Below are 19,614 nucleotides of genomic sequence, written 5' to 3'. Positions count from 1 at the left end.
GCGGCGACCATCACCTTCACCCTGTTGTCGGGTGATTCTGGCGTCTACTTCATGTGATAACCAAGCAGCCGCACTTCAACCACTAAATAGCGGTGGAATTCTGCGAATTTAATATTATGAGCGCGTCGAAACTATGACGCTTCGTTCGGCTGAACCTGTTTGGCGTGCACATAAAGCGGCTTAGCATTGCCATCGACCACTTCAGCGTTGATCACAACTTCATCAACACCGCGGAGACCTGGCAGTTCAAACATGGTGTCGAGCAGAATTGATTCCATGATCGATCTGAGGCCACGAGCGCCCGTTTTGCGAATGATCGCCTTCTTTGCCACCGCGGTCATCGCATCCGGCGTGAAGGTCAGGTTTACATCCTCCATTTCAAACAGTTTTTGGTACTGTTTGACGAGCGCATTCTTCGGCTCGGTCAGGATGGTCACGAGGGCATCTTCATCCAGATCTTCCAGCGTCGCCAAAACCGGCAGACGTCCGATGAATTCTGGGATCAGGCCGTAGCGTTGCAGATCTTCTGGCTCCACGGTGCGCAGGATTTCACCAACACGCCGGGCTTCCGGATCTTGGACGTCAGCACCAAACCCGATTGAGGTCGACTCACCGCGAGATGAGATGATCTTATCGAGCCCGGCAAAGGCCCCGCCGCAGATAAACAGAATGTTTGTCGTATCCACTTGCAAGAATTCTTGCTGAGGGTGCTTCCGGCCGCCTTGCGGAGGCACCGCCGCAACCGTGCCTTCCATCAGCTTCAGGAGTGCTTGCTGCACGCCCTCACCGGAAACATCACGGGTGATGGAAGGATTGTCTGATTTGCGCGATATCTTGTCAATCTCATCGATATACACGATGCCACGCTGCGCCCGCTCGACATCATAGTCAGAGGCTTGCAGCAGCTTTAGAACGATATTCTCGACATCTTCACCGACATAGCCGGCTTCGGTCAGCGTCGTTGCATCCGCCATTGTGAACGGCACATCCAGGACGCGCGCCAAAGTCTGCGCCAGCAACGTTTTACCGCACCCGGTTGGGCCAATCAGCATAATGTTAGATTTGGCGAGCTCGACACCATCGGCGCCGCCTGGGTTGGCCAGACGCTTATAATGGTTGTGAACCGCGACAGACAGAATGCGCTTCGCATAGGCCTGCCCGATGACATAATCATCAAGCACGTCGCAAATCTCTTGCGGGGTCGGAACGCCTTCTTTGGCTTTAAATCCGGAGGCTTTATTCTCCTCGCGGATAATATCCATACAGAGCTCAACGCATTCATCACAGATGAAGACGGTTGGACCCGCAATCAGCTTCTTAACTTCATGCTGGCTCTTTCCGCAGAAAGAACAATAGAGCGTATTCTTTGAATCGCCACTGGAACCGTTTTTACTTGCCATGGGCAACCTCTATGACACGCATGCCTTAACATGCGATTTACTGGGACCGAATCCCAGCCACAACACTTAACTTAGACCCCTCACGGGCACGCGCAAGTCTTAGCTCACATCCCCCGCAAATGCAGGAAAGATGCCGCTTATTCCTCACCCGCCTCCGTGCGGCGCTCATAAACCGTATCGACGATGCCGAAATCGCGCGCTTCTTCCGCGGTCATGAACGTGTCCCGATCAAGCTTCTTCTCAATCGTGTCATAGTCTTGACCGGTATGTTTTACGTAAATGTTATTAAGACGCTTTTTTAAGTCGAGAATTTCTTCGGCATGGCGCTCAATGTCAGTTGCAACGCCTCGATAGCCGCCAGACGGCTGGTGGACCATGATCCGCGCATTCGGGAGCGCGATCCGGCTTCCCTTATCGCCCGCCGCCAATAGCAGTGAGCCCATGCTCGCGGCCTGGCCAATACACAGCGTTGAGATTGGGCAGCGGATATATTGCATCGTGTCATAAATCGCGAGCCCAGCCGTTACATAGCCGCCGGGGCTATTGATATACATGCCGATATCTTTTTTCGGGTTTTCCGATTCAAGAAACAGAAGCTGCGCACAGACCAGAGACGCTGTCGTGTCGTCGATCGGGCCGGTAATAAAGATCAGGCGCTCTTTCAAAAGTCGGGAAAAGATATCGAACGCACGCTCGCCGCGGCTGGTTTGCTCAATAACAGTTGGGACCAGGTTCACATCAGTCGGGCGCGGATCGAACATAAAATTACCTTCAAGCGGAAAAGAATGAGCCAAGAACTGGCAGACGGGGACATATTTGTCCATTCGCTAAGAGTTGCAAGGTGTGGATGTCGCTTAACCTTGTTAAGATTAGCTTCCTCGCGGCATCGCGGTGCCGAATTTTGCGGCGAAATATTTCGCAATCTGCCGGGCTGAATCCAAATAAGTCACGCCATTGGCTGTCTTGGCGCGAAACTCACCGGTAACAGCTTCCGGACTAGCCAGAAACAAGGTTGGCGCGTTCCAATTCCCCTCGCCCAACACTTGGACAATTGGGCGACGCGGATGTGAAATTCCGACATAGCAAATCTCGAGCGACTCTTTGATCGCCGGGTAATAGCTCAACACGCCCCACATTTCAGCGCATTCGGGGCAAAACTCCCGGCGGTCATTGTCTTCAAATCCCGGCGGCAAGAGAAACAGCGTGTCTTTTGTCATGGCTCTATTCCATATGCTCAAATTGGGTGGATGCAGCGTCCGGGAAGCGCGCGGCGAGACGACCGAACTCATCCTTGGTTAGGCTAACACACAATTGAACGTCTCCGGCTTCGTCAAACGCTTCGTCTTCGACTTGGCTATGCTCGTGCAACCAAGCCCGCAGTGCGCCATCGCGATGCGAGAGTGTTGCCCGAAACCGTTTGCGTCCAGCGTCCAAGAGTGTCTCGATCGCCTGTAGGAGATCTTCCATCCCCTCCCCTGTGATCGAGGACACTTGCAACGCCAGGATCTCATCCGCAATCCGTTCTTGCTCCGCATCTAAACCCGCGCGGATATCTGGATCGACGAGGTCGATTTTGTTCCACACCTCAATCATCGGCGGCAAAGGTGTCTCCATCAGCTCGGACAATTGCTGCAGGACTTTCAAGACATCTTGCTTCTGTTCAGCATCTGACTCGCTCGACCGATCGCGTACATGCATGAGCAAATCGGCCGACAAGGCTTCTTCCAAGGTCGCACGAAAACTATCGACCAAATGAGTCGGCAAGTCTGAGATAAAACCAACCGTATCGATCAGATTGGCTTCGCCAAGATTGGGCAGCTCGATCTTGCGGATCGTCGTATCCAGTGTCGCGAAGGGCATGTCTTTCGCCATCACATTGGCGCCCGTCAGGCGATTGAACAGCGTTGATTTGCCCGCATTCGTGTAACCGACTAAAGCAATGATCGGGCTTTCGCGCCGCTTGCGACCTTGGCGCTGCACTCGGCGGGTGCGCTGCACATCGGCTAAGTCGCGCCGGAGGCGGCCCACTGCGCGGTCAATCATCCGCTTATCGGCCTCAAGCTGCGTCTCCCCGGGACCGCCAAGAAAGCCATTGCCCCCACGCTGGCGCTCCAAGTGCGTCCAGGTGCGAACCAGACGCGAGCGTTCATATAAGAGCCGCGCCAATTCGACCTGCAAGGTGCCCTCTTTCGTCCGCGCGCGAAGGCCAAAGATCTCGAGGATCAACCCGGTTCTATCGATGACTTTCACACCAAGCCGTTTTTCAAGGTTCCGTTGTTGGATGGGAGACAAAGCCGAATCAATAATGATCATCGAGCAGCCAAAGGATTTCACATCCTCTTCTAGCCGCTCAAGCAGACCGCCCGACAGCAAATAACCAGGGGTCGGCTTGCGCACTTGTTCAGGGCGCAGAAAGACTAAGTCACAGCCGAGCGCATCCACCAGGCCGGCTGATTCTTCAATACGGTCTTGGCTTGGGCGATCGACGACTTGCGTCCATGGGATAATGATGCCGGCCTTTTCAGGCGGCTGATCAAGATCAATCGGTGTTTGTTTCAAGTGTTCTAGCTATCTTCTTCATCGAAGAGCTGAACGTGTGCACCTGGTGCGATCGTGGAGATTGCGTGCTTGTAAACCAGCTGCGGTGGGCGACCATCGCCGCGCAGCAACACACAAAAGTTGTCGAACCATGTGACCACGCCCTGCAACTTCACGCCATTGACGAGAAATATCGTCAGGGGAGTCTTGGATTTGCGGACTGCGTTTAGGAATGTGTCCTGGAGGTTCTGCTTTTTATCTGAAGACATGGTTTGCCTGTCCTTCTCTTATACAGAAGCGGCTATAACGATTGGAAGAATTTGGCAACCATAACTGAAACTAGTTTTGCCAAAATCCCGGATTTAACGCCGGAAGCAGCGCCACAACCTCCAAACGCCCAAGAATCATGCCGAGGATGACGTATATTTGGGCCACGCCTTCTAGTTCTGCATTCATGCCCGCTAAAACGTGTCCCGCGTTTGATAGGCTGCCAATCCCCGCCCGCACAGCGTCATCGAATGACAGGCCCGATGTGCTGAGTAAGAGCGTGCCGATCGTGCAGGCGACAATATAACCAACCAAATAAACCCAAACGCCCATAATTGTGCGGTCAGACTGCCTTCGGCCTCGGAATGAGAAGTGTTTGATACTGCCGCGATATCCTAATTGCGCAAACTCAAGCGCCGCCCGTTTGCTCAACACAATCAGGCGCGCCAGTTTAAACCCGCCAGCCGCTGACAAGGCCGAACCGCCTATTAGGACAGGAAACAAAACCAATACGATTGGAAGTCTTGCAAACTGTTGCGGGTCGCTCAGCGCGATGCCACTCGTTGCAATTGAGGAGGTCGCCCACCCCAGGCTCTCGAACAGAGGAAGCCCTGCGAACACTGCAAGCACAGTGACCAATAGGAGTGATCCAATCCAAGCCAACACTTCAGCATCAAACGGCAAGGAAAGAAGTCGCCCTCTGCCGGCTCCGTCCACGGCGATCAGGCCAAGCGTGCCAAAGACCAGACCTACCCATAGGATTAGCGAATGAAAGAAACCGGCCTGCGGAGCGGTATTATAAGACAATGGATCGACCATGCCTGTCGTGACCGCACTGACCGCGCCAGCAAGCGCATCCCGTGGTGTGAGACCTAGCGCCAAAAGAAGGGCAGCCAAAATAGCGGTGCTGCTTAAGATCAGCACGCTGCTCACGCGCACCACGCGCATAACGGGGTCGAAAAAGCTTCCCTCCGGCTCACTGAAGAAGCGATTGCGATGAACGCCTGGCCCGCCAAGATTCAGGCCCGAGAAGACCGTTGCCGCAATCGTAATCGTTGCCACGGCGCCGATCAGGTGAAGCATCGCTCGCCAAACAAATATGCTTGTCGGCATCGGGTTCGCGATCGGGTCTAGCCGCGTATGCCCCGTCGTGGCGAGATTGGATACGCTTTCATACAGCGCTGCCAGAAAGTCGGGGCTGCCCAAATAATCTATAAATGGGATCGCAGAGACAATGCCGCCCAACGTCCAGAATAAGACGGCGACGGCGAGACCATCTTTCGCATGCGCCCTGCGGACCGGCTTATCGGTGAGGAGAATAACGGTCGCACCTAAGCCGCCGATCGCGAAGGCAGTGCCCGCAAACACCATCAATTGTTCGCGCTCGCCCGTCGCCAAAGCCACGGCGAAGCAAATAGCAAACAAGCCCGCAAAGCCTAAAGCGATGGCGGAGACGATGCGAACGATTGCGAGATGATTCACTGCTTCATCCTCGCCTAGAAGAAATCGGCGCTAACCCTAAAGAATTGCTCGACTTTTCGCGTCGCGCTGGTCTCATAGAATAAGAACAGACGGTCATCTGTATGGATCATCGTCTCTGCATTCGGAAAGATCACCTCATCATTGCGAATAATCGCCGCTGCAGTCACTCCATCTGGCAAATGGGAATAATCGACCGGTTTGCCGATGAGAGGGGATGAATCCAGCGTCACACCCTCGGCGATCTCTGCAGCACCATCTTCAAGCGATTGTACGGAAACGATTCTCCCGCGCCGCAGCTTGGTCAGGATTTTAGAGACACTTAACGCCCGCGGATCGAGCACGGCATCAATATCAAGATCTTGAGAAATGGCGACCAACTCATAGGCGTTGACCAGGGCGTGCGTCCGCTTGGCGCCGAGCTGCTTAGCGAGTTTCCCAATCAACATATTGGTTTTGTCATCATTGGTGATCGCAATCACGATGTCCGCCTGATCAGCGCCGGCTTCTTCAAGCATGTCGCGCGACAAGCCATCTCCATGGATCACAATGGTCTGTTTTAAAGCTGACACGGCTTTATCGGCTTGCGCTGCGTCCGCCTCGATGATCCGCACGCGAACTCGGCCATCTTTTTCAAGCTCGCTCGCTACATACGTCCCGACATTGCCGCCGCCGACAATCACAACGCGCTTATGCTCTTCAACATCGCGATTGAATAATTTGTTGAGCCGCGGGGTCGAGCGGCGCGTTACCGCAACATAAGCCATATCGCCAGGCTGGAGCTGATCATTGCCGCGCGGCGCAAACACGGAGGCGCTGCGCTTAATCCCGATCACCCGCGCGCCGAGATCTGGAAACAGACCTGAAATCTGATCCAAGGCAGTTTCTAAGAGCGGACTATTGTCTTGAACCTTCATGCCCAAGATCTGCAACTCACCTTCTTCGAATGAGATGCTTGATACCGCACTCGGCGCCCGTATGCGGCGCAGAATGGCATCTCCGACCTCGATCTCTGGCGAAATGATCAAGTCAATCGGAAGCGCGGTCTTGGAGAAAATCTCTGCATTGACCGGATCCAAATAGGCTTGCGCGCGCACACGCGCAATTTTCGTTGGAACCGAAAACAATGTATCGGCGATCTGGCAGATCACCATATTGATCTCATCGAAATGTGTCACTGCGATCAGCATATCGGCAGCATCGACACCAGCTGCGCGCAAGACATCTGGATGCGCGGCATGTCCTACGACACCGCGGACGTCAAAATCGATCTGAACCTGCTCAATCAGAGCATGGTTTTCGTCGATCATAATAATGTCATGATGCTCTTGTGAGAGGTGGCGAGCAATGCCCTGGCCCACCCGTCCGGCACCACAGATGATGACACGCATTTAGCGGGTTTCCGTACGACTCGCCGATGCGTTTACACCAAGCGCCTTTAATTTTCGGTGTAGAGCTGACCGTTCCATGCCGATGAACTCCGCTGTACGGGAAATATTTCCGTCAAACCGAGTGATTTGCAGGGTCAGATAGTCCCGCTCGAACTGTTCACGCGCATCACGAAGCGAGAGCCCAACAAAGTCTGCTGACACGCCCATACCATCGCCGCTTTCACCGACATCACGATCTAGCGGCAGCTCCTCAACCGTCACCACACTATTGCTGCTGTCGCGCGATAGAATCAGAACCCGCTCAACCACATTCCGCAACTGCCGAACATTGCCTGGCCAATTCATCGATTGCAGCACCGCCAGCGCCTCCTTGCTGAACAAACGCGGCGTGAGGCCAGAAGAGTCGGCGATCCGAGAGCTAAAATACTCGACCAAAGCCGGGATATCGTCCCGCCGCTCTGCCAAAGACGGGACGCCAAGCGGCACAACGTTCAACCGGTAATAAAGATCTTTGCGGAAGGCCGACGCCTCAATTGCTTTTTCAAGGTCACGGGTCGAAGAGGACATTACGCGCACATCCACCCGCACATCGGAGCCGCCACCAACACGTTGGAAGCGTTGCTCGGTCAAGACCCGTAGGATTTTACTCTGCGTGCCGAGCGGCATGTCGCCCACTTCATCGAGCAAGAGCGTGCCGCCATGGGCTTGCTCGAACACGCCAATCTTGACCGGCATGCCAGAAGAATCTTCTTCCCCGAAGAGCTCTCGTTCCATTTGCTCTGGTGCAATGTTCGCAGCGTTCACAGCCACAAACGGCCCACCCGCGCGGCGCGAATAATCGTGGATCAGTTTGGCGCATAGTTCTTTGCCGACACCGGCCTCGCCTGAGACCAGAACCCGAGAATTCGTCGGCGCCACTTTCTCAATTTGAGCGCGCAGGGCTTGCGCTGCGCCGCTGGCGCCAATCCATTCTGAGACCGAGAAATTGTGCGTACGAAGCGCCTCATTCTCACGTTTCAATTTAGCCGACTCAATCGCGCGGGAGACGAGATGCAGCAGGCGATCGGCCTTGAACGGCTTCTCTATAAAGTCATAAGCACCCCGGCGGATTGCGGCGACAGCAGTTTCGACATTGCCGTGTCCGCTGATCACAATCACTGGTAGGAGCGGATCAATCGCCTTGAGATATTTCAAGACCGATAGGCCGTCCATATCGCTGCCTTGCAGCCAGACATCCAGGACAACCAGGCTCGGCGTGCGCGATCGAACTTCTTGAATAGCCGATTCAGCCGTGGCGGCGGTCCGCACCCCATGACCATCATCTTCCAATACGCCCGCGATTAGCTCGCGGATATCGGGTTCGTCATCGACGACGAGGATATCAGTACTCATTCGCATACTCCAAAGTCTGCTGCTCCGCTCCCGAAGAGTCAGTGATGCTCAAAGGCAGAACAATTCTCACGATTGCCCCGTCCGCCCCAAATTCTGGTTCTAATAATTGCACGCTACCGCCATGATCCATGATGACCCGGTTCACGATGGCAAGACCCAGGCCAGTTCCGCCTTCGCGCGCGGTCACATAGGGCTCTAAGAGCTGTTCGCGCGCTTCTTCCGGGAAGCCAGGACCATTGTCCTGTATTTCGATCAGGATGAAGCCTTCATCATCTGCTGGACGAACGGCGATCCGAATCTGCCCTTGCGTTTCGTCATTTTCCGGCCGCCGCGACAGCGCTTCAGCAGCGTTTTTGACAATATTGGTGAAGGCTTGCCCCAGCAGACGCTCATCGCCGCGAATGGCGAGCCCTTCTGGCGGCATATCGAGCTGGAATTGATAGTCCGGATTGACCACACGCTGTGCGAACACGACATCTGTAATCAATGCCGCGAGATCGAACCGGCTCGGGGTTGGCTTCGGCATCCTCGCGAAGTCTGAGAATTCTTGCACCATCCGACCAATGTCTGAGACCTGGCGGAGGATCGTATTGATGCAGCGCTCGAATACGCCGTCCTTATCATCGATCTGCTCACCATAGCGGCGCCGTATGCGTTCGGTTGAGAGTTGAATCGGCGTCAACGGGTTGCGGATCTCGTGCGCGATCCGGCGGGCCACATCGCGCCAGGCCAGTTGGCGTTGCGCGGAGATCAAGCGGGTCGCATCATCAAGTGTTACGACGTGTCCGCCAACTGTGTCTGAGGTCACTTTGACCCGGACATGTTTCAACCCGTCGCTGGTCATCAAATTAATAAAAGCGTCATCGCGGGCGCTAAGCGCTTTTTTGGGGTCGACGCAGTCCCAGATTTCGGGGCTGATTTCAGCCAGAATACTGCCCTCAAGCGCGCCCATACCGAGCAAGTTTTCCGCCGAACGGTTGGCAATCGTAATGATCCCAGCTTGATCAGTCCGAATGACCCCGGCGCTCAACTCCACCAGGAGCGTTTCTAAGAATTGGCGCCGTTCTTCCGCCTCTTCCCGCGCAGAGATGAGATCGTCCCGCCGCTCATCCAATTGCTGGGTCATGATGTTGAACGAGTTGGATAAAAGCCTGACCTCATCTTCTGGGTCCGGCAGAGGCACAGATACTCCTCGCCGTCCCTCACTAACTTCAAGGGCAGCGGTGGCGAGGCTGGAAATGGGTCGCGATATTCGGTCGGCAATCTCTTGCGCCAATCGCACTGAGAGCAATAGCGCCAGCGCCACGATCTGCAAATATGAGATCACAAACAGCGTCTCAATCATGTTGCTTTGATCTTGCGCGAGCCGATACTCAGCCCCGGCTGCGCGCGCGCGCTCCAAACGGGCGAATAATTCGGGATTAATCGGCCGCGCCAAATAGAGGTAATTTTCCTCAAAGCTCTGCAGCTTGATCAGCGCGAATGTGTAGCCTTGCTGTTGCCGGAGTACCGCGACCGTCTCACCCTGATCAGCCGCTTGATAGAAGCTCTCTGCCGGTCGGCCATAATGTTGGGGCGCACTCATATTCTCAGCGCGGGCAATCGGCACGCCGTCACGATCGATAATATAGGCCGCCGAGAAATCGCGATACGTCGCGAGAAGACTGAAGATTCGCTCAAAGGTTTCAGGATCGGCTTCAAATTCGGAGACAGCGGAGTCAACGTCATCTGCCACGGCCTGCGCGTCGGTTTCGAACCTGACAGCGAACTCTTCTCCGCTTTCAGCTGAGATCGTGGCAATCTCGTCGACGAGCGTAAGGACGGTCTCGCCCAGCCAAGTATCGATGCCTCTTGTGGTGGTGAACCAAAGAAAGAGCGAGACAATGATCGCTGGGATCATTGCAACCGTTCCAAAGAGCAGCATGAACCGGCGGGTCAGTCGTCCACCGCCCGCGCCTTTATCAGCGTGGGATTTGCGGATCGCGAGATAGCGCGTGATCACCATCCAGGCCAAAACCACGATGATCAAAGAGTTGATGACCAGGAATGTCATCAATGTGTCTGGAATTTCTTCAGTTGGTCCGCTTCGGTCGAGCAGGATCACCGTCGCTGTGGCACAGAGAATAGCCGCGAGCACAAACAGGCCTTGAAACCAAAGCCCTCCATTGCGACGAAGAGTAGCCAGTACGCGGGAAGCCAAATTTGGGACCTCAAATACACACTGTCGCCATTCAGCAACACTGGTGATTTAGAGCAACACTTGCCCCTAAGGTCAATCAGTCTTCTGTCATTCCCAAAACCGTCATTCGGGCACGTAAAGTGTTGCGATTAACCCCGAGGAGAGCTGCGGTCCGTAATTTATTGCCGGATGTGACGCTTAGAGCCAGCTTGATGAGCGGGCGTTCGACTTGCTCAAGCACGGACTGATAGATCTTCTCGCCCTGTTCCTCACCCTTGAGCAAGTCTGCCATCACGTATCGATGTAGCAGGGTTTCAATCTCGCCCTCTAGCGAAGCTTCTGGGCTTAACTCTTTCAAGCTTTCCGCGCGCAGTTCTCGCTCGATGTCCCGCTGAGAGATTGTGGCATCCGGTGACAGTGCGGCGAGGCGGAATATCAAATTCTCCAATTCGCGAACATTGCCCGGCCAGTCATAGGCCATCATCAGATCCATTGCGGGTTGTGCGATTTGCTTTTGCGCTAACCCGCGCGCCTCTGCTCGGATTAAGAAGGCTTTGACGAGTTCCGAAATGTCTTCTTTGCGGCGCCGGAGCGGCGGCATTTCAATCCGCACGACATTCATGCGGTAGTAAAGATCCTCGCGAAAATCGCCGGCTTCGACGAGCGCAGACAAGGGTTGCCGCGTTGAGGCAATAATCCGAGCCCCGCCCTCTTCTCGCATCAGTTTGACCAATTGAGTTTGAGCCTCCTGGCTAAGATCGCCGACCTCATCCAAATAGATCGTCGCTTCGGCATCAAACGCGATACCAGGCTTAGCGTCGGACCCAAAAAGCTCAGAACTCACATCTTGTGCCGGTCGCGTTGCCAAATCGAGCGAATGGAAAGACCCATTACGGGTATGACCGAGATCATGGATCGCGCGCGCCGCCAGCTCTTTCCCAGTCCCAGACTCGCCTTCGACTAAGACGGTCAGGTCTGTATTCATCACTCGCGAAATGATGCGATATACATCCTGCATCACCGCCGAGCGACCAACCAACGGCAAGCCAGTCCCGCTAGCATCACTGTCGGTCTTCTTCGCAGCAAACCCTGCGGCTGGTTTTGCGTCATTCAACGCCCGACCGACTAAATCGGTGAGCTGATCGATATCAAACGGCTTCGGCAAATAATCATAAGCGCCGTGTTGAGCGGCTGAGGCCGCGGTTAGAATCGTATTCTGCCCGCTCATCACAATGATTGGCAGCTCTGGCCGGACGAGTTTGAACGATGGGAGCAATTCAAAGATCGGTGTGTCGGTCAGGTATACGTCGGTGACGACGATATCGCCTTCCCCGTTGCGGACCCAACGATCCAGCGCTTCCGGAGAGCTCGTGGCACGTACGGCATAGCCCGCTGTGACGAGTGTTTGATTGACGATCAGACGGATGCTTGCATCGTCTTCAGCGAGAAGAACGGTTTTTTGACTCATGACTTGCTGGTTCGCGGCAATGGGAGGAAGAGAGAAAAGCGCGTGAGACCGGGCTTGCTGTCGACTTTTATGCGGCCATTATGCGCGGAGATGATTTCGTTGACGACGCTCAATCCGAGTCCCCGCCCTCCGGATTTCGACGACATGAACATATCGAACATGCGAGCTTTCTTTTCAGGCGGCACGCCAGGGCCATTGTCTTCAATCGTCACCCGGATCGCACGACCCAGGCGCTCTGACCCGCCTTTGCCAGCGATCGCAAAACTGGTTTCAAACGCCGTTTCAACTTGAATCTGTAGACTTTGCGTATGCGCCAGCGTGGCTTCGACAGCATTCCGGAGAATGTTTTGGATGGCCTCGTGCAAATGATCTTGGTCGGCCTCGATATCTGGTAGAGAGGGGTCGTAGAACCTGACAATAGAAACTTTTCCGCGATGCGCGGCTTCTTCCGCAGCGATCACTCGGTCGAGCAGCTCGTGAATATTGAGCACTTCTTTCGCGGGAGATGAAAACAACTCAAAGGCTGATAGGCGCGAGACCAAACGCTCAATCCGTCGCGTCTCGCTCAAAATGATATCGATCATCGCCGACTGATCATCCCGAGAATTGCGCGACAGCAATTGAGCGGCCCCTGAAATCCCTGCGAGCGGGTTCTTTACTTCATGACCGAGAATCCGACCGAACGCGGCAACGCCCGCCGGATTATTGTTCACAACCGTCGCGTCATTTGCCTCGGTCATGCCAATAATGATGCTGCCATCCGCGAGCGGGCGCAGGCGCAGGTCCAAGACGCGGGGTTTGCGAAGCGACGGACCACTTAGCGGAATGCCGTGAGCCGAAACATCCCCATTCAAAGCCTGAGCTTTATCGATCAATCCGAAAATCGGTGAATCATGAAACAAGATCTCGCTGAGCGGCTTGCGATACATGGCCCGCTCAGAATGGCCCAAGAAAGATTGCGCTTCCGGGTTGGCGGCATTCACGCGCCGGCGCTCATCTAGCCCCAAGAGCGCGAACGGCGCCAGTCCAACAAGATCCAAAGCTGTCATCATGCTGCCACCTTAAAAATTTGCGCCTCATAGACTTGTCGCAGCGCCGCCTTCAGTGCGTCGGCGTCTTCCATGCGACAGAGATCGGCTCGCAAAGCGCGACGCTCCGCGTCCGCCATCGGTAAATCGACTTTATCGATATGCGCCGAGACGTGTTTCCGGACGATCCTCAGCCCAAGCGCTGCGCCATAAAGCGATTGACTATCATCGATCTGCTCGCACAATCCTTCGACTTGTGCGGTTAGAGATGGCGACTCAAAAGTCTCCCCAGAAAGAGAGGCGGCGATTTCGCCGACCAACCAAGGCCGCCCCATTGCGGACCGACCGATCATGACGCCAAAAGCGCCAGACGCCTCAAGTGCAGTTTGGGCAGCTTCTACGGATTCGATATCGCCATTTGCGATCACTGGCACCGGCACCGCATCTACTGTGGTCTTGATCGCTGCCCAATCTGCCTGTCCTTTATAGAACTGGCAGCGAGTCCGGCCGTGTATGGTGACAAGCTCGACACCGAGATTAACAGCGGCGCGGGCAATCTCAGGCGCATTTAGGAGATCGTGATCCCAGCCAAGACGCGTTTTAAGGGTCACAGGCGTGCCGCGCGCACCCTCGATCGTCGCTTTAATGATCTCAATCGCCAATTCTGGTTCCCGCATCAGCGCGGACCCAGAATTTCCGCCCGTTACTTGGCGAGACGGGCACCCCATATTGATATCGATAACATCGACGCCAGCATCGATCAGAATTTCAGCACCTACCCGCATATCTTCAGGGCGTCGGCCAGCCAACTGCACCACCCAAAGGCCCTTACCTTCATGACGGCAAGTCTTTCGAACCACGTCCGGGCGCGCTGCAGCGAGCGCTTCTCCAGCGACCATTTCAGACACGACAGTCGGCGCACCATAGCGCACGGCTTGGCGCCGGAAGGCAGCATCCGTAGAACCCGACATCGGCGCGAGCCAGACGCGCTCTGCCTGAAAAGAAGGCATTTTCTTCATGCCGGATTTAAAACCACATTTTTGCACTGCACAAAAGTGCGGCACTGAAATACGCCACACCTTCCTGCAAGGCCTGTGGCTTTTTTATCGCAAGCGGTTATTCAGCCTGCATGAGAATTGCTGCGATCATAGTGGCCGCGGGCCAAGGTCAACGTGCAGGCGGCGAGCGCCCCAAACAGCTTCGCCTACTCGGCGGACGACCTGTATTCCAATGGTCATTGAAGGCACTTCAAAACCATGATGCGATCGGTCAATGTGTGCTCGTGGTCCCAGCGGGTGAGGCCGAAGCTTATCGACCTTTTGCGAGCACCAATGTCTCGATCGTGGAAGGCGGCGCCACACGCTCTGCCTCGGTGCGGGCTGGGCTCGACGCTTGTGAGCTCGGCGCGGATGATCTGGTCCTAATCCATGATGCCGCCCGCCCTGGCCTCTCCTCAGACGTTATCTCTTCACTCATCGAAGCATTGGAGACCGCGGACGGCGCCGCCCCTGCGCTTCCGGTCGCAGACGCTTTGAAACGCAAAACTGGCGAAGCGCTCTCGACCGTGGACCGTTCAGAACTTTATCGCGTGCAAACCCCGCAAGCCTTCCGGTTCGAAGCGATAAGGTCAGCACTCAGCGGCGAGCACGACTTGGTCGATGATCTTGCCGCGATTGAAGCGGCCAATGGCAAAGTGACGCTGGTCCCGGGTGATGAAACGCTGGCTAAGATAACCTATCCAGGAGACCATGCCCGTATGGAACGCCTCTTAATGCCCCCTTCCCCTACGCCGCGTTTTGGCACCGGATATGATGTGCACGCTTTAGAGCCAGGAGACGGCGTGACGCTGTGCGGCGTGTTTATTCCGCACACCCGTAGCCTTGTCGGGCATTCGGATGCTGACGTCGCCTGGCATGCCCTCACCGACGCGATCCTCGGCGCGGCGGCGCTCGGCGATATTGGCGATCATTTCCCGCCCAGTGACCCGCAATGGAAAGGCGCTCCGTCTGACGTGTTCTTAAAACATGCCGTCACCATCGTGCACGATGCGGGTTGGGCGCTCACAAGCTGTGATTTGACCCTGATCTGCGAAGCGCCAAAAATCAAACCGCATCGCGAGGCCATGCGCCTGCGCACCGCTGAGGTGACCGGGCTGCCGGTTGAGGCGATCAGCGTCAAAGCCACGACAACCGAGGGTCTGGGTTTCACAGGCCGCCGCGAAGGCATCGCTGCCCAAGCCAGCGCAGTATTGGCTCCCCTCGCGTCATAAGACTAAGGTCATTTTTATGTTCCCAGATCGTATTCGAAACCTCGCGCTTTTGATCATGGATGAAGCTATGGAGCGGCGAGTCAAAATCGTCACCGCTGAAAGCTGCACAGGCGGGCTGATCGCTGGCCTGTTCACCGAGTTTGCGGGCTCTTCTAAAGTGTTAGAACGCGGCTTTGTAACCTATTCCAATCAGTCCAAAGCCGAAATTTTAGGCGTGGCGGGTGACGTGCTCGCTGATTATGGCGCGGTCTCCGAACCCGTTGCACGGCTGATGGCGGAAGGCGCTATGGAACAAAGCCGCGCCAATCTCGCCATTGCAGTGACCGGCATAGCAGGGCCTGGCGGCGGCACGCCAATGAAACCCGTCGGTACGGTGCACATCGCCTGCGCGCGCGAAAACAAAGCGATGATGCACGAGATGCTGGCACTCGGTGATATTGGTCGCTCAGAGATTCGCATGGCGACGGTTGAAGCCGCCCTGAATATGATCCGCGCGCAAATTTAAAATCGCGCTAGGGCCTGCTGCTCTGCTGTGTTACTCTGAAAGAAAATATCGGAGGAAACATGGCCTACGACGCCAACACAGAATTCACGCGCTTTGAGCCGCATTTGCTCTCCCCCGCGATTGGAGCGGAACTAATTGGCGCTGATCTGGCGAATTTCGACGATACGCTCGTCGACGAAGTCCGGGCGGCCTTGCTCAAATATCAAGTCGTCTTCTTCCGCGACCAACATGAGCTGACCCGCGAGAAGCATATCGAGTTTGCCAGCCAATTTGGCGGTCTTGAAATCCACCCGGCAACTCCGAAGGATCAACCTGATCCCGAAGTCCTCCGCATCGCCCATGGTCCAAACTCGAAGGGCCAAGAGAATAATTGGCATTCAGATGTGACCTGGCGCGCCGAGCCGTCTCTGGGCTCCATCCTCCGCGCGATTGAATTACCCGAGATTGGTGGCGATACACTCTTCTCAAACATGGTCATGGCCTACAATGATCTCGACGAAGATCTGAAAACTCGGCTGTGCGAGATGACAGCCGTCCACGACATAGCACGGGTGTTCTCGAGACGCCTCAACAAAGAGGCGACCAAGCTACACGAAAAGTTCCCGCCGCAAGAACACCCCGTGATCCGAACCCATCCTGAGACCGGCGAGCGCAGCCTTTACGTGAATATCGCCTTCACCGACCATATTGTCGGCATGGACCGCGCGGAGAGTGACGAGCTTCTCAACTATCTCTATCGCCGTGCCTGGTTGCCAGAATATCAGTGCCGCTTTCGCTGGGCCCCAGGCTCCCTTGCCTTCTGGGACAATCGCGCCTGTCAGCATTACGCTGCCAGCGACTACTTCCCAAATATCCGCATCATGGAACGGGTCACCATCGCAGGGGACAAGCCTTTCTTTGCGGCGTGACCTGGCAGCCTGATCTGAGGGCATAGCTTTTCAAACCTATTCGCCTATATAGGCGGCAAACTCATCTGCTGCGGGCCTTGAACCCGTTTGGAGACATTTATGTTAGACCTATCAGCGCTCGCCGCACGCGAGCCCGGTCCTGCGCCTGGTGCGCTCAATTCCCTTGGCTTTCCGAAGCCGCCTTCAGAAACGCGCGTGGTTGCGGCGATGTCGGGCGGCGTCGACTCCTCTGTCGTGGCCGCTCTGCTCGCGGCGCGCGGTTATGATGTCATCGGGATCACGCTGCAGCTTTATGACCATGGCGCCGCGATTGAGAAGAAAGGCGCCTGTTGCGCCGGGCAAGACATTCACGACGCGCGCAATGTCTCCGATCAGATCGGCATTCCGCATTATGTGCTCGATTATGAAAGCCGGTTCAAAGAGCAGGTGATGGAAGATTTCGCCGACACCTATTTGTCGGGCGCAACGCCGATTCCGTGCATTCGCTGCAATCAAACCGTGAAATTCTCTGACTTGCTGCGAACCGCGAAAGACCTCGGCGCGGATTGCCTGGCGACGGGTCATTATATCCGCCGAACAGATGGCGCACATGGGCCAGAGCTGCACCGCGCCGCGGATGCAAGCCGCGACCAATCTTACTTTCTGTTTGCTACCACAGCGGAACAGCTCGACTATGTGCGCTTCCCGCTAGGCGACCTTCCAAAGACGGAAGTGCGCGCGCTGGCCGATCATTTCGCGCTGCCGGTGGCGGCGAAGCCCGACAGCCAAGACATCTGTTTTGTGCCCGAGGGCTCCTACGCAAAAGTCGTTGAAAAACTGCGCCCTGGCTCAGGACGCGGCGGCGAGATTGTGCACCTTGATGGCCGCGTCCTGGGCGAGCATCAAGGCGTCATTCATTACACGATCGGCCAACGCCGCGGCCTCGGCGTCGCGACGGGTGAGCCACTTTTTGTGGTCAAGATCAATGCCCCCGCACGCCAAGTCATTGTCGGACCCCGTGAAGCCTTGCTGACAGCAGGGCTCACGATGGAAGAGCTGAATTGGCTCGGCGATGGCACGCTTGAAGATGCATGCATCCGCGGCGAACCCGTTTTGGTCCGCGTGCGTTCAACTCGCGAACCCGCACCCGGACGTCTCGGCTTTGATAATGGCCAACCCGCCGTCTGGTTTGATCGTCCGGAAGAAGGCGTCGCGCGCGGACAGGCGAGCGTGCTTTATGACGCTTCTGGTTCAACCCGAATTCTAGGCGGCGGCTTTATCGCAACCACGATTGCGGCAGACGAGCGCCTACGCACTTAAGACGCAGACTTCACAAATCGGCGATCGGCTTCGACGCGAAAGGCGTCAATTATGCGATCGACCGCAATCCGCGAGTTTGCGCGTGCGAGGAGCCTCAAGACGGGGTTTTTAAACTCGTAGTCGATGAAACAGTGCACTCGTGTCTTACCATCTTCGCGCGGGTCGAACTGCCATCGATTGCGCAAATGCCGGAATGGGCCCCGCTCGAGTTTTACGTCAATTTTGCGGGCGACGGGATCGCCTTTGACATGGCTTGAGAATTTCTCGTCAAACCCGCTAAAATGAACAGAAGCCGTTCCCAGACATGTGTACGAATGGTCGCGATCGCCGTGTTCGTGGGTAACAGTGACACTCGTGATCCATTTTATGAACTCTGGATATCTCCGGATATCGAGCACCAATCCGTATAAGTCATCAGCATCATGCGCGATGAGAACTTGTTCGGAAACTCTAGGCATCGCCGCTAAGCTGGGCCTCTCGCGCCGCCCGCAGCCGCGCAAAGTCCTCGCCTGCATGATGGCTCGACCGGGTTAGCGGCGAGGAAGACACCATCAGGAATCCCTTCGAGCGCGCAATCTCTTCATAAGCGGCAAACTCATCTGGACTGACATAGCGATCTACCGCGGCATGTTTGCGGGTTGGCTGCAAATACTGACCAATGGTCAGGAAATCGATGCCCGCCGAGCGCATATCATCCATCACTTGCATGACTTCTTCTTTGCTCTCTCCCAGCCCGACCATCAGACCCGACTTGGTAAACTGGTTGGGATCGCGGTCTTTGACCTTTTCGAGCAGACGCAACGAATGAAAATAGCGAGCGCCTGGACGGATTGAGAGATAAAGCCGAGGTACAGTTTCTAGATTGTGGTTGAAGACATCCGGCTTGGCGTCGATGACTTTCGCTTCCCAGCCATCTTTGCGTAGAAAATCTGGCGTCAAAATCTCAATCGTCGTCTCCGGAGAGGCCTCACGGATCGCATGGATTGTACGCACGAAATGCATCGCGCCACCATCTTCCAGATCATCCCGATCAACCGATGTGATGACCACATGCTGCAGCCCCATCTCTGCGACGGCTTGGGCGACCCGCTCAGGCTCATCTTCTTCTAATGGCGCAGGCTTACCGGTGATGACATTGCAGAACGAACAGGCGCGGGTGCACGTGTCGCCCATAATCATCATGGTCGCGTGTTTCTTGTCCCAACACTCGCCAATATTTGGGCAGCCCGCTTCTTCACAGACCGTCACGAGGCCTTTCGATTTCACGATCTCGCGCGTTTCAGCATAGCCTTTAGAGGTCGGCGCTTTCACACGGATCCAATCCGGCTTGCGCAAAAGCGGTGTGTCCGGGCGGTTCCGTTTTTCTGGATGCCGAAATTGCGGCTTGTTATCGATGAGCGTTGCCATGGCGTATAAATGGAGCGGATCGCCAAAAACTGCAAGCTGCAGAGCGGCATAGCTCCCCTGCTCGCGGATGGGAATGTGAGCAAA

18 protein-coding genes are annotated in these 19,614 nt (G+C 55.6%); 4 read left to right on the top strand and 14 right to left on the bottom strand.

The genetic code is table 11. The features are described 5' to 3' along the window. Window positions 1-131 precede the first annotated feature (131 nt). The 12 genes from clpX to MY069_RS00260 all read right to left on the bottom strand — a co-directional run bounded on the left by clpX (window position 132) and on the right by MY069_RS00260 (window position 14,152). On the bottom strand, window positions 132-1,400 hold the full coding sequence (clpX, locus tag MY069_RS00315) for an ATP-dependent Clp protease ATP-binding subunit ClpX (RefSeq protein ID WP_482795087.1): 1,269 nt from the start codon (window positions 1,398-1,400) through the stop codon (window positions 132-134). A 137-nt stretch (window positions 1,401-1,537) separates the two neighbouring features. Next, entirely contained in the window at window positions 1,538-2,161 is a 624-nt protein-coding gene (locus MY069_RS00310; protein WP_482795086.1) for an ATP-dependent Clp protease proteolytic subunit, read from the bottom strand. Between the two features lie 108 nt (window positions 2,162-2,269). Beyond that, window positions 2,270-2,617, bottom strand: coding sequence for a DUF3088 family protein (locus MY069_RS00305; protein WP_482795085.1), 348 nt, complete (start codon window positions 2,615-2,617; stop codon window positions 2,270-2,272). Between the two features lie 4 nt (window positions 2,618-2,621). Beyond that, window positions 2,622-3,959, bottom strand: a complete 1,338-nt coding sequence (gene hflX, locus MY069_RS00300; protein WP_482795084.1) for a GTPase HflX — start codon at window positions 3,957-3,959, stop codon at window positions 2,622-2,624. Between the two features lie 5 nt (window positions 3,960-3,964). Then, window positions 3,965-4,207, bottom strand: a complete 243-nt coding sequence (gene hfq / locus MY069_RS00295; protein WP_070959436.1) for an RNA chaperone Hfq — start codon at window positions 4,205-4,207, stop codon at window positions 3,965-3,967. A 70-nt stretch (window positions 4,208-4,277) separates the two neighbouring features. Beyond that, on the bottom strand, window positions 4,278-5,687 hold the full coding sequence (locus tag MY069_RS00290) for a potassium transporter TrkG (protein WP_482795083.1): 1,410 nt from the start codon (window positions 5,685-5,687) through the stop codon (window positions 4,278-4,280). Window positions 5,688-5,701: 14 nt separating this feature from the next. After that, complete coding sequence (gene trkA / locus MY069_RS00285) at window positions 5,702-7,075, bottom strand: Trk system potassium transporter TrkA (RefSeq protein ID WP_482795082.1); 1,374 nt, start codon at window positions 7,073-7,075, stop codon at window positions 5,702-5,704. After that, on the bottom strand, window positions 7,076-8,467 hold the full coding sequence (ntrX, locus tag MY069_RS00280) for a nitrogen assimilation response regulator NtrX (RefSeq protein ID WP_482795081.1): 1,392 nt from the start codon (window positions 8,465-8,467) through the stop codon (window positions 7,076-7,078). It abuts the gene before it with no gap. After that, window positions 8,457-10,667 (bottom strand): sensor histidine kinase NtrY-like, encoded by a 2,211-nt coding sequence (locus MY069_RS00275; RefSeq protein WP_482795080.1) that lies wholly within the window; start codon window positions 10,665-10,667, stop codon window positions 8,457-8,459. The genes ntrX and MY069_RS00275 overlap by 11 nt, the downstream gene beginning before the upstream one ends. Before the next feature lie 76 nt (window positions 10,668-10,743). Then, the gene (locus MY069_RS00270; RefSeq protein ID WP_482795079.1) at window positions 10,744-12,114 is read right to left on the bottom strand and encodes a sigma 54-interacting transcriptional regulator; all 1,371 of its coding nucleotides are present in this window, start codon (window positions 12,112-12,114) and stop codon (window positions 10,744-10,746) included. Next, a complete protein-coding gene (locus MY069_RS00265; RefSeq protein WP_482795078.1) occupies window positions 12,111-13,166 on the bottom strand; it encodes a two-component system sensor histidine kinase NtrB in 1,056 nt (351 codons plus the stop codon). Before MY069_RS00265 ends, MY069_RS00270 begins: the two co-directional genes overlap by 4 nt. Further along, on the bottom strand, window positions 13,163-14,152 hold the full coding sequence (locus MY069_RS00260) for a tRNA dihydrouridine synthase (RefSeq protein WP_482795077.1): 990 nt from the start codon (window positions 14,150-14,152) through the stop codon (window positions 13,163-13,165). Before MY069_RS00260 ends, MY069_RS00265 begins: the two co-directional genes overlap by 4 nt. 119 nt (window positions 14,153-14,271) lie before the next feature. Here MY069_RS00260 and MY069_RS00255 point away from each other — a divergent pair, with 119 nt between their 5' ends. The 4 genes from MY069_RS00255 (at window position 14,272) to mnmA (ending at window position 18,123) form a co-directional block, all read left to right on the top strand. Beyond that, entirely contained in the window at window positions 14,272-15,411 is a 1,140-nt protein-coding gene (locus MY069_RS00255) for a bifunctional 2-C-methyl-D-erythritol 4-phosphate cytidylyltransferase/2-C-methyl-D-erythritol 2,4-cyclodiphosphate synthase (protein WP_482795076.1), read from the top strand. 16 nt (window positions 15,412-15,427) lie between these two features. Beyond that, the gene (locus tag MY069_RS00250) at window positions 15,428-15,916 is read left to right on the top strand and encodes a CinA family protein (RefSeq protein WP_482795075.1); all 489 of its coding nucleotides are present in this window, start codon (window positions 15,428-15,430) and stop codon (window positions 15,914-15,916) included. 59 nt (window positions 15,917-15,975) lie between these two features. After that, on the top strand, window positions 15,976-16,824 hold the full coding sequence (locus MY069_RS00245) for a TauD/TfdA dioxygenase family protein (RefSeq protein WP_482795074.1): 849 nt from the start codon (window positions 15,976-15,978) through the stop codon (window positions 16,822-16,824). A gap of 99 nt (window positions 16,825-16,923) precedes the next feature. Then, window positions 16,924-18,123 carry a tRNA 2-thiouridine(34) synthase MnmA gene (mnmA, locus tag MY069_RS00240; protein ID WP_482795073.1) on the top strand — a complete coding sequence of 400 codons (1,200 nt, stop codon included), beginning with the start codon at window positions 16,924-16,926 and terminating at the stop codon, window positions 18,121-18,123. On the opposite strand, the gene MY069_RS00235 is transcribed toward mnmA, so the two are convergent. Continuing rightward, on the bottom strand, window positions 18,120-18,581 hold the full coding sequence (locus MY069_RS00235; protein ID WP_482795072.1) for a type II toxin-antitoxin system RatA family toxin: 462 nt from the start codon (window positions 18,579-18,581) through the stop codon (window positions 18,120-18,122). The two genes, mnmA and MY069_RS00235, sit on opposite strands and share 4 nt — an antisense overlap. After that, window positions 18,574-19,530 (bottom strand): lipoyl synthase, encoded by a 957-nt coding sequence (gene lipA, locus MY069_RS00230; protein ID WP_482795071.1) that lies wholly within the window; start codon window positions 19,528-19,530, stop codon window positions 18,574-18,576. Before lipA ends, MY069_RS00235 begins: the two co-directional genes overlap by 8 nt. Between the last annotated feature and the right edge of the window lie 84 nt (window positions 19,531-19,614).

The organism is Hyphomonas sp. ske169 (assembly GCF_056850855.1).
The sequence above is the reverse complement of the archived record's forward strand: the minus strand, read 5'-3'. Positions and strand labels throughout refer to the sequence as shown.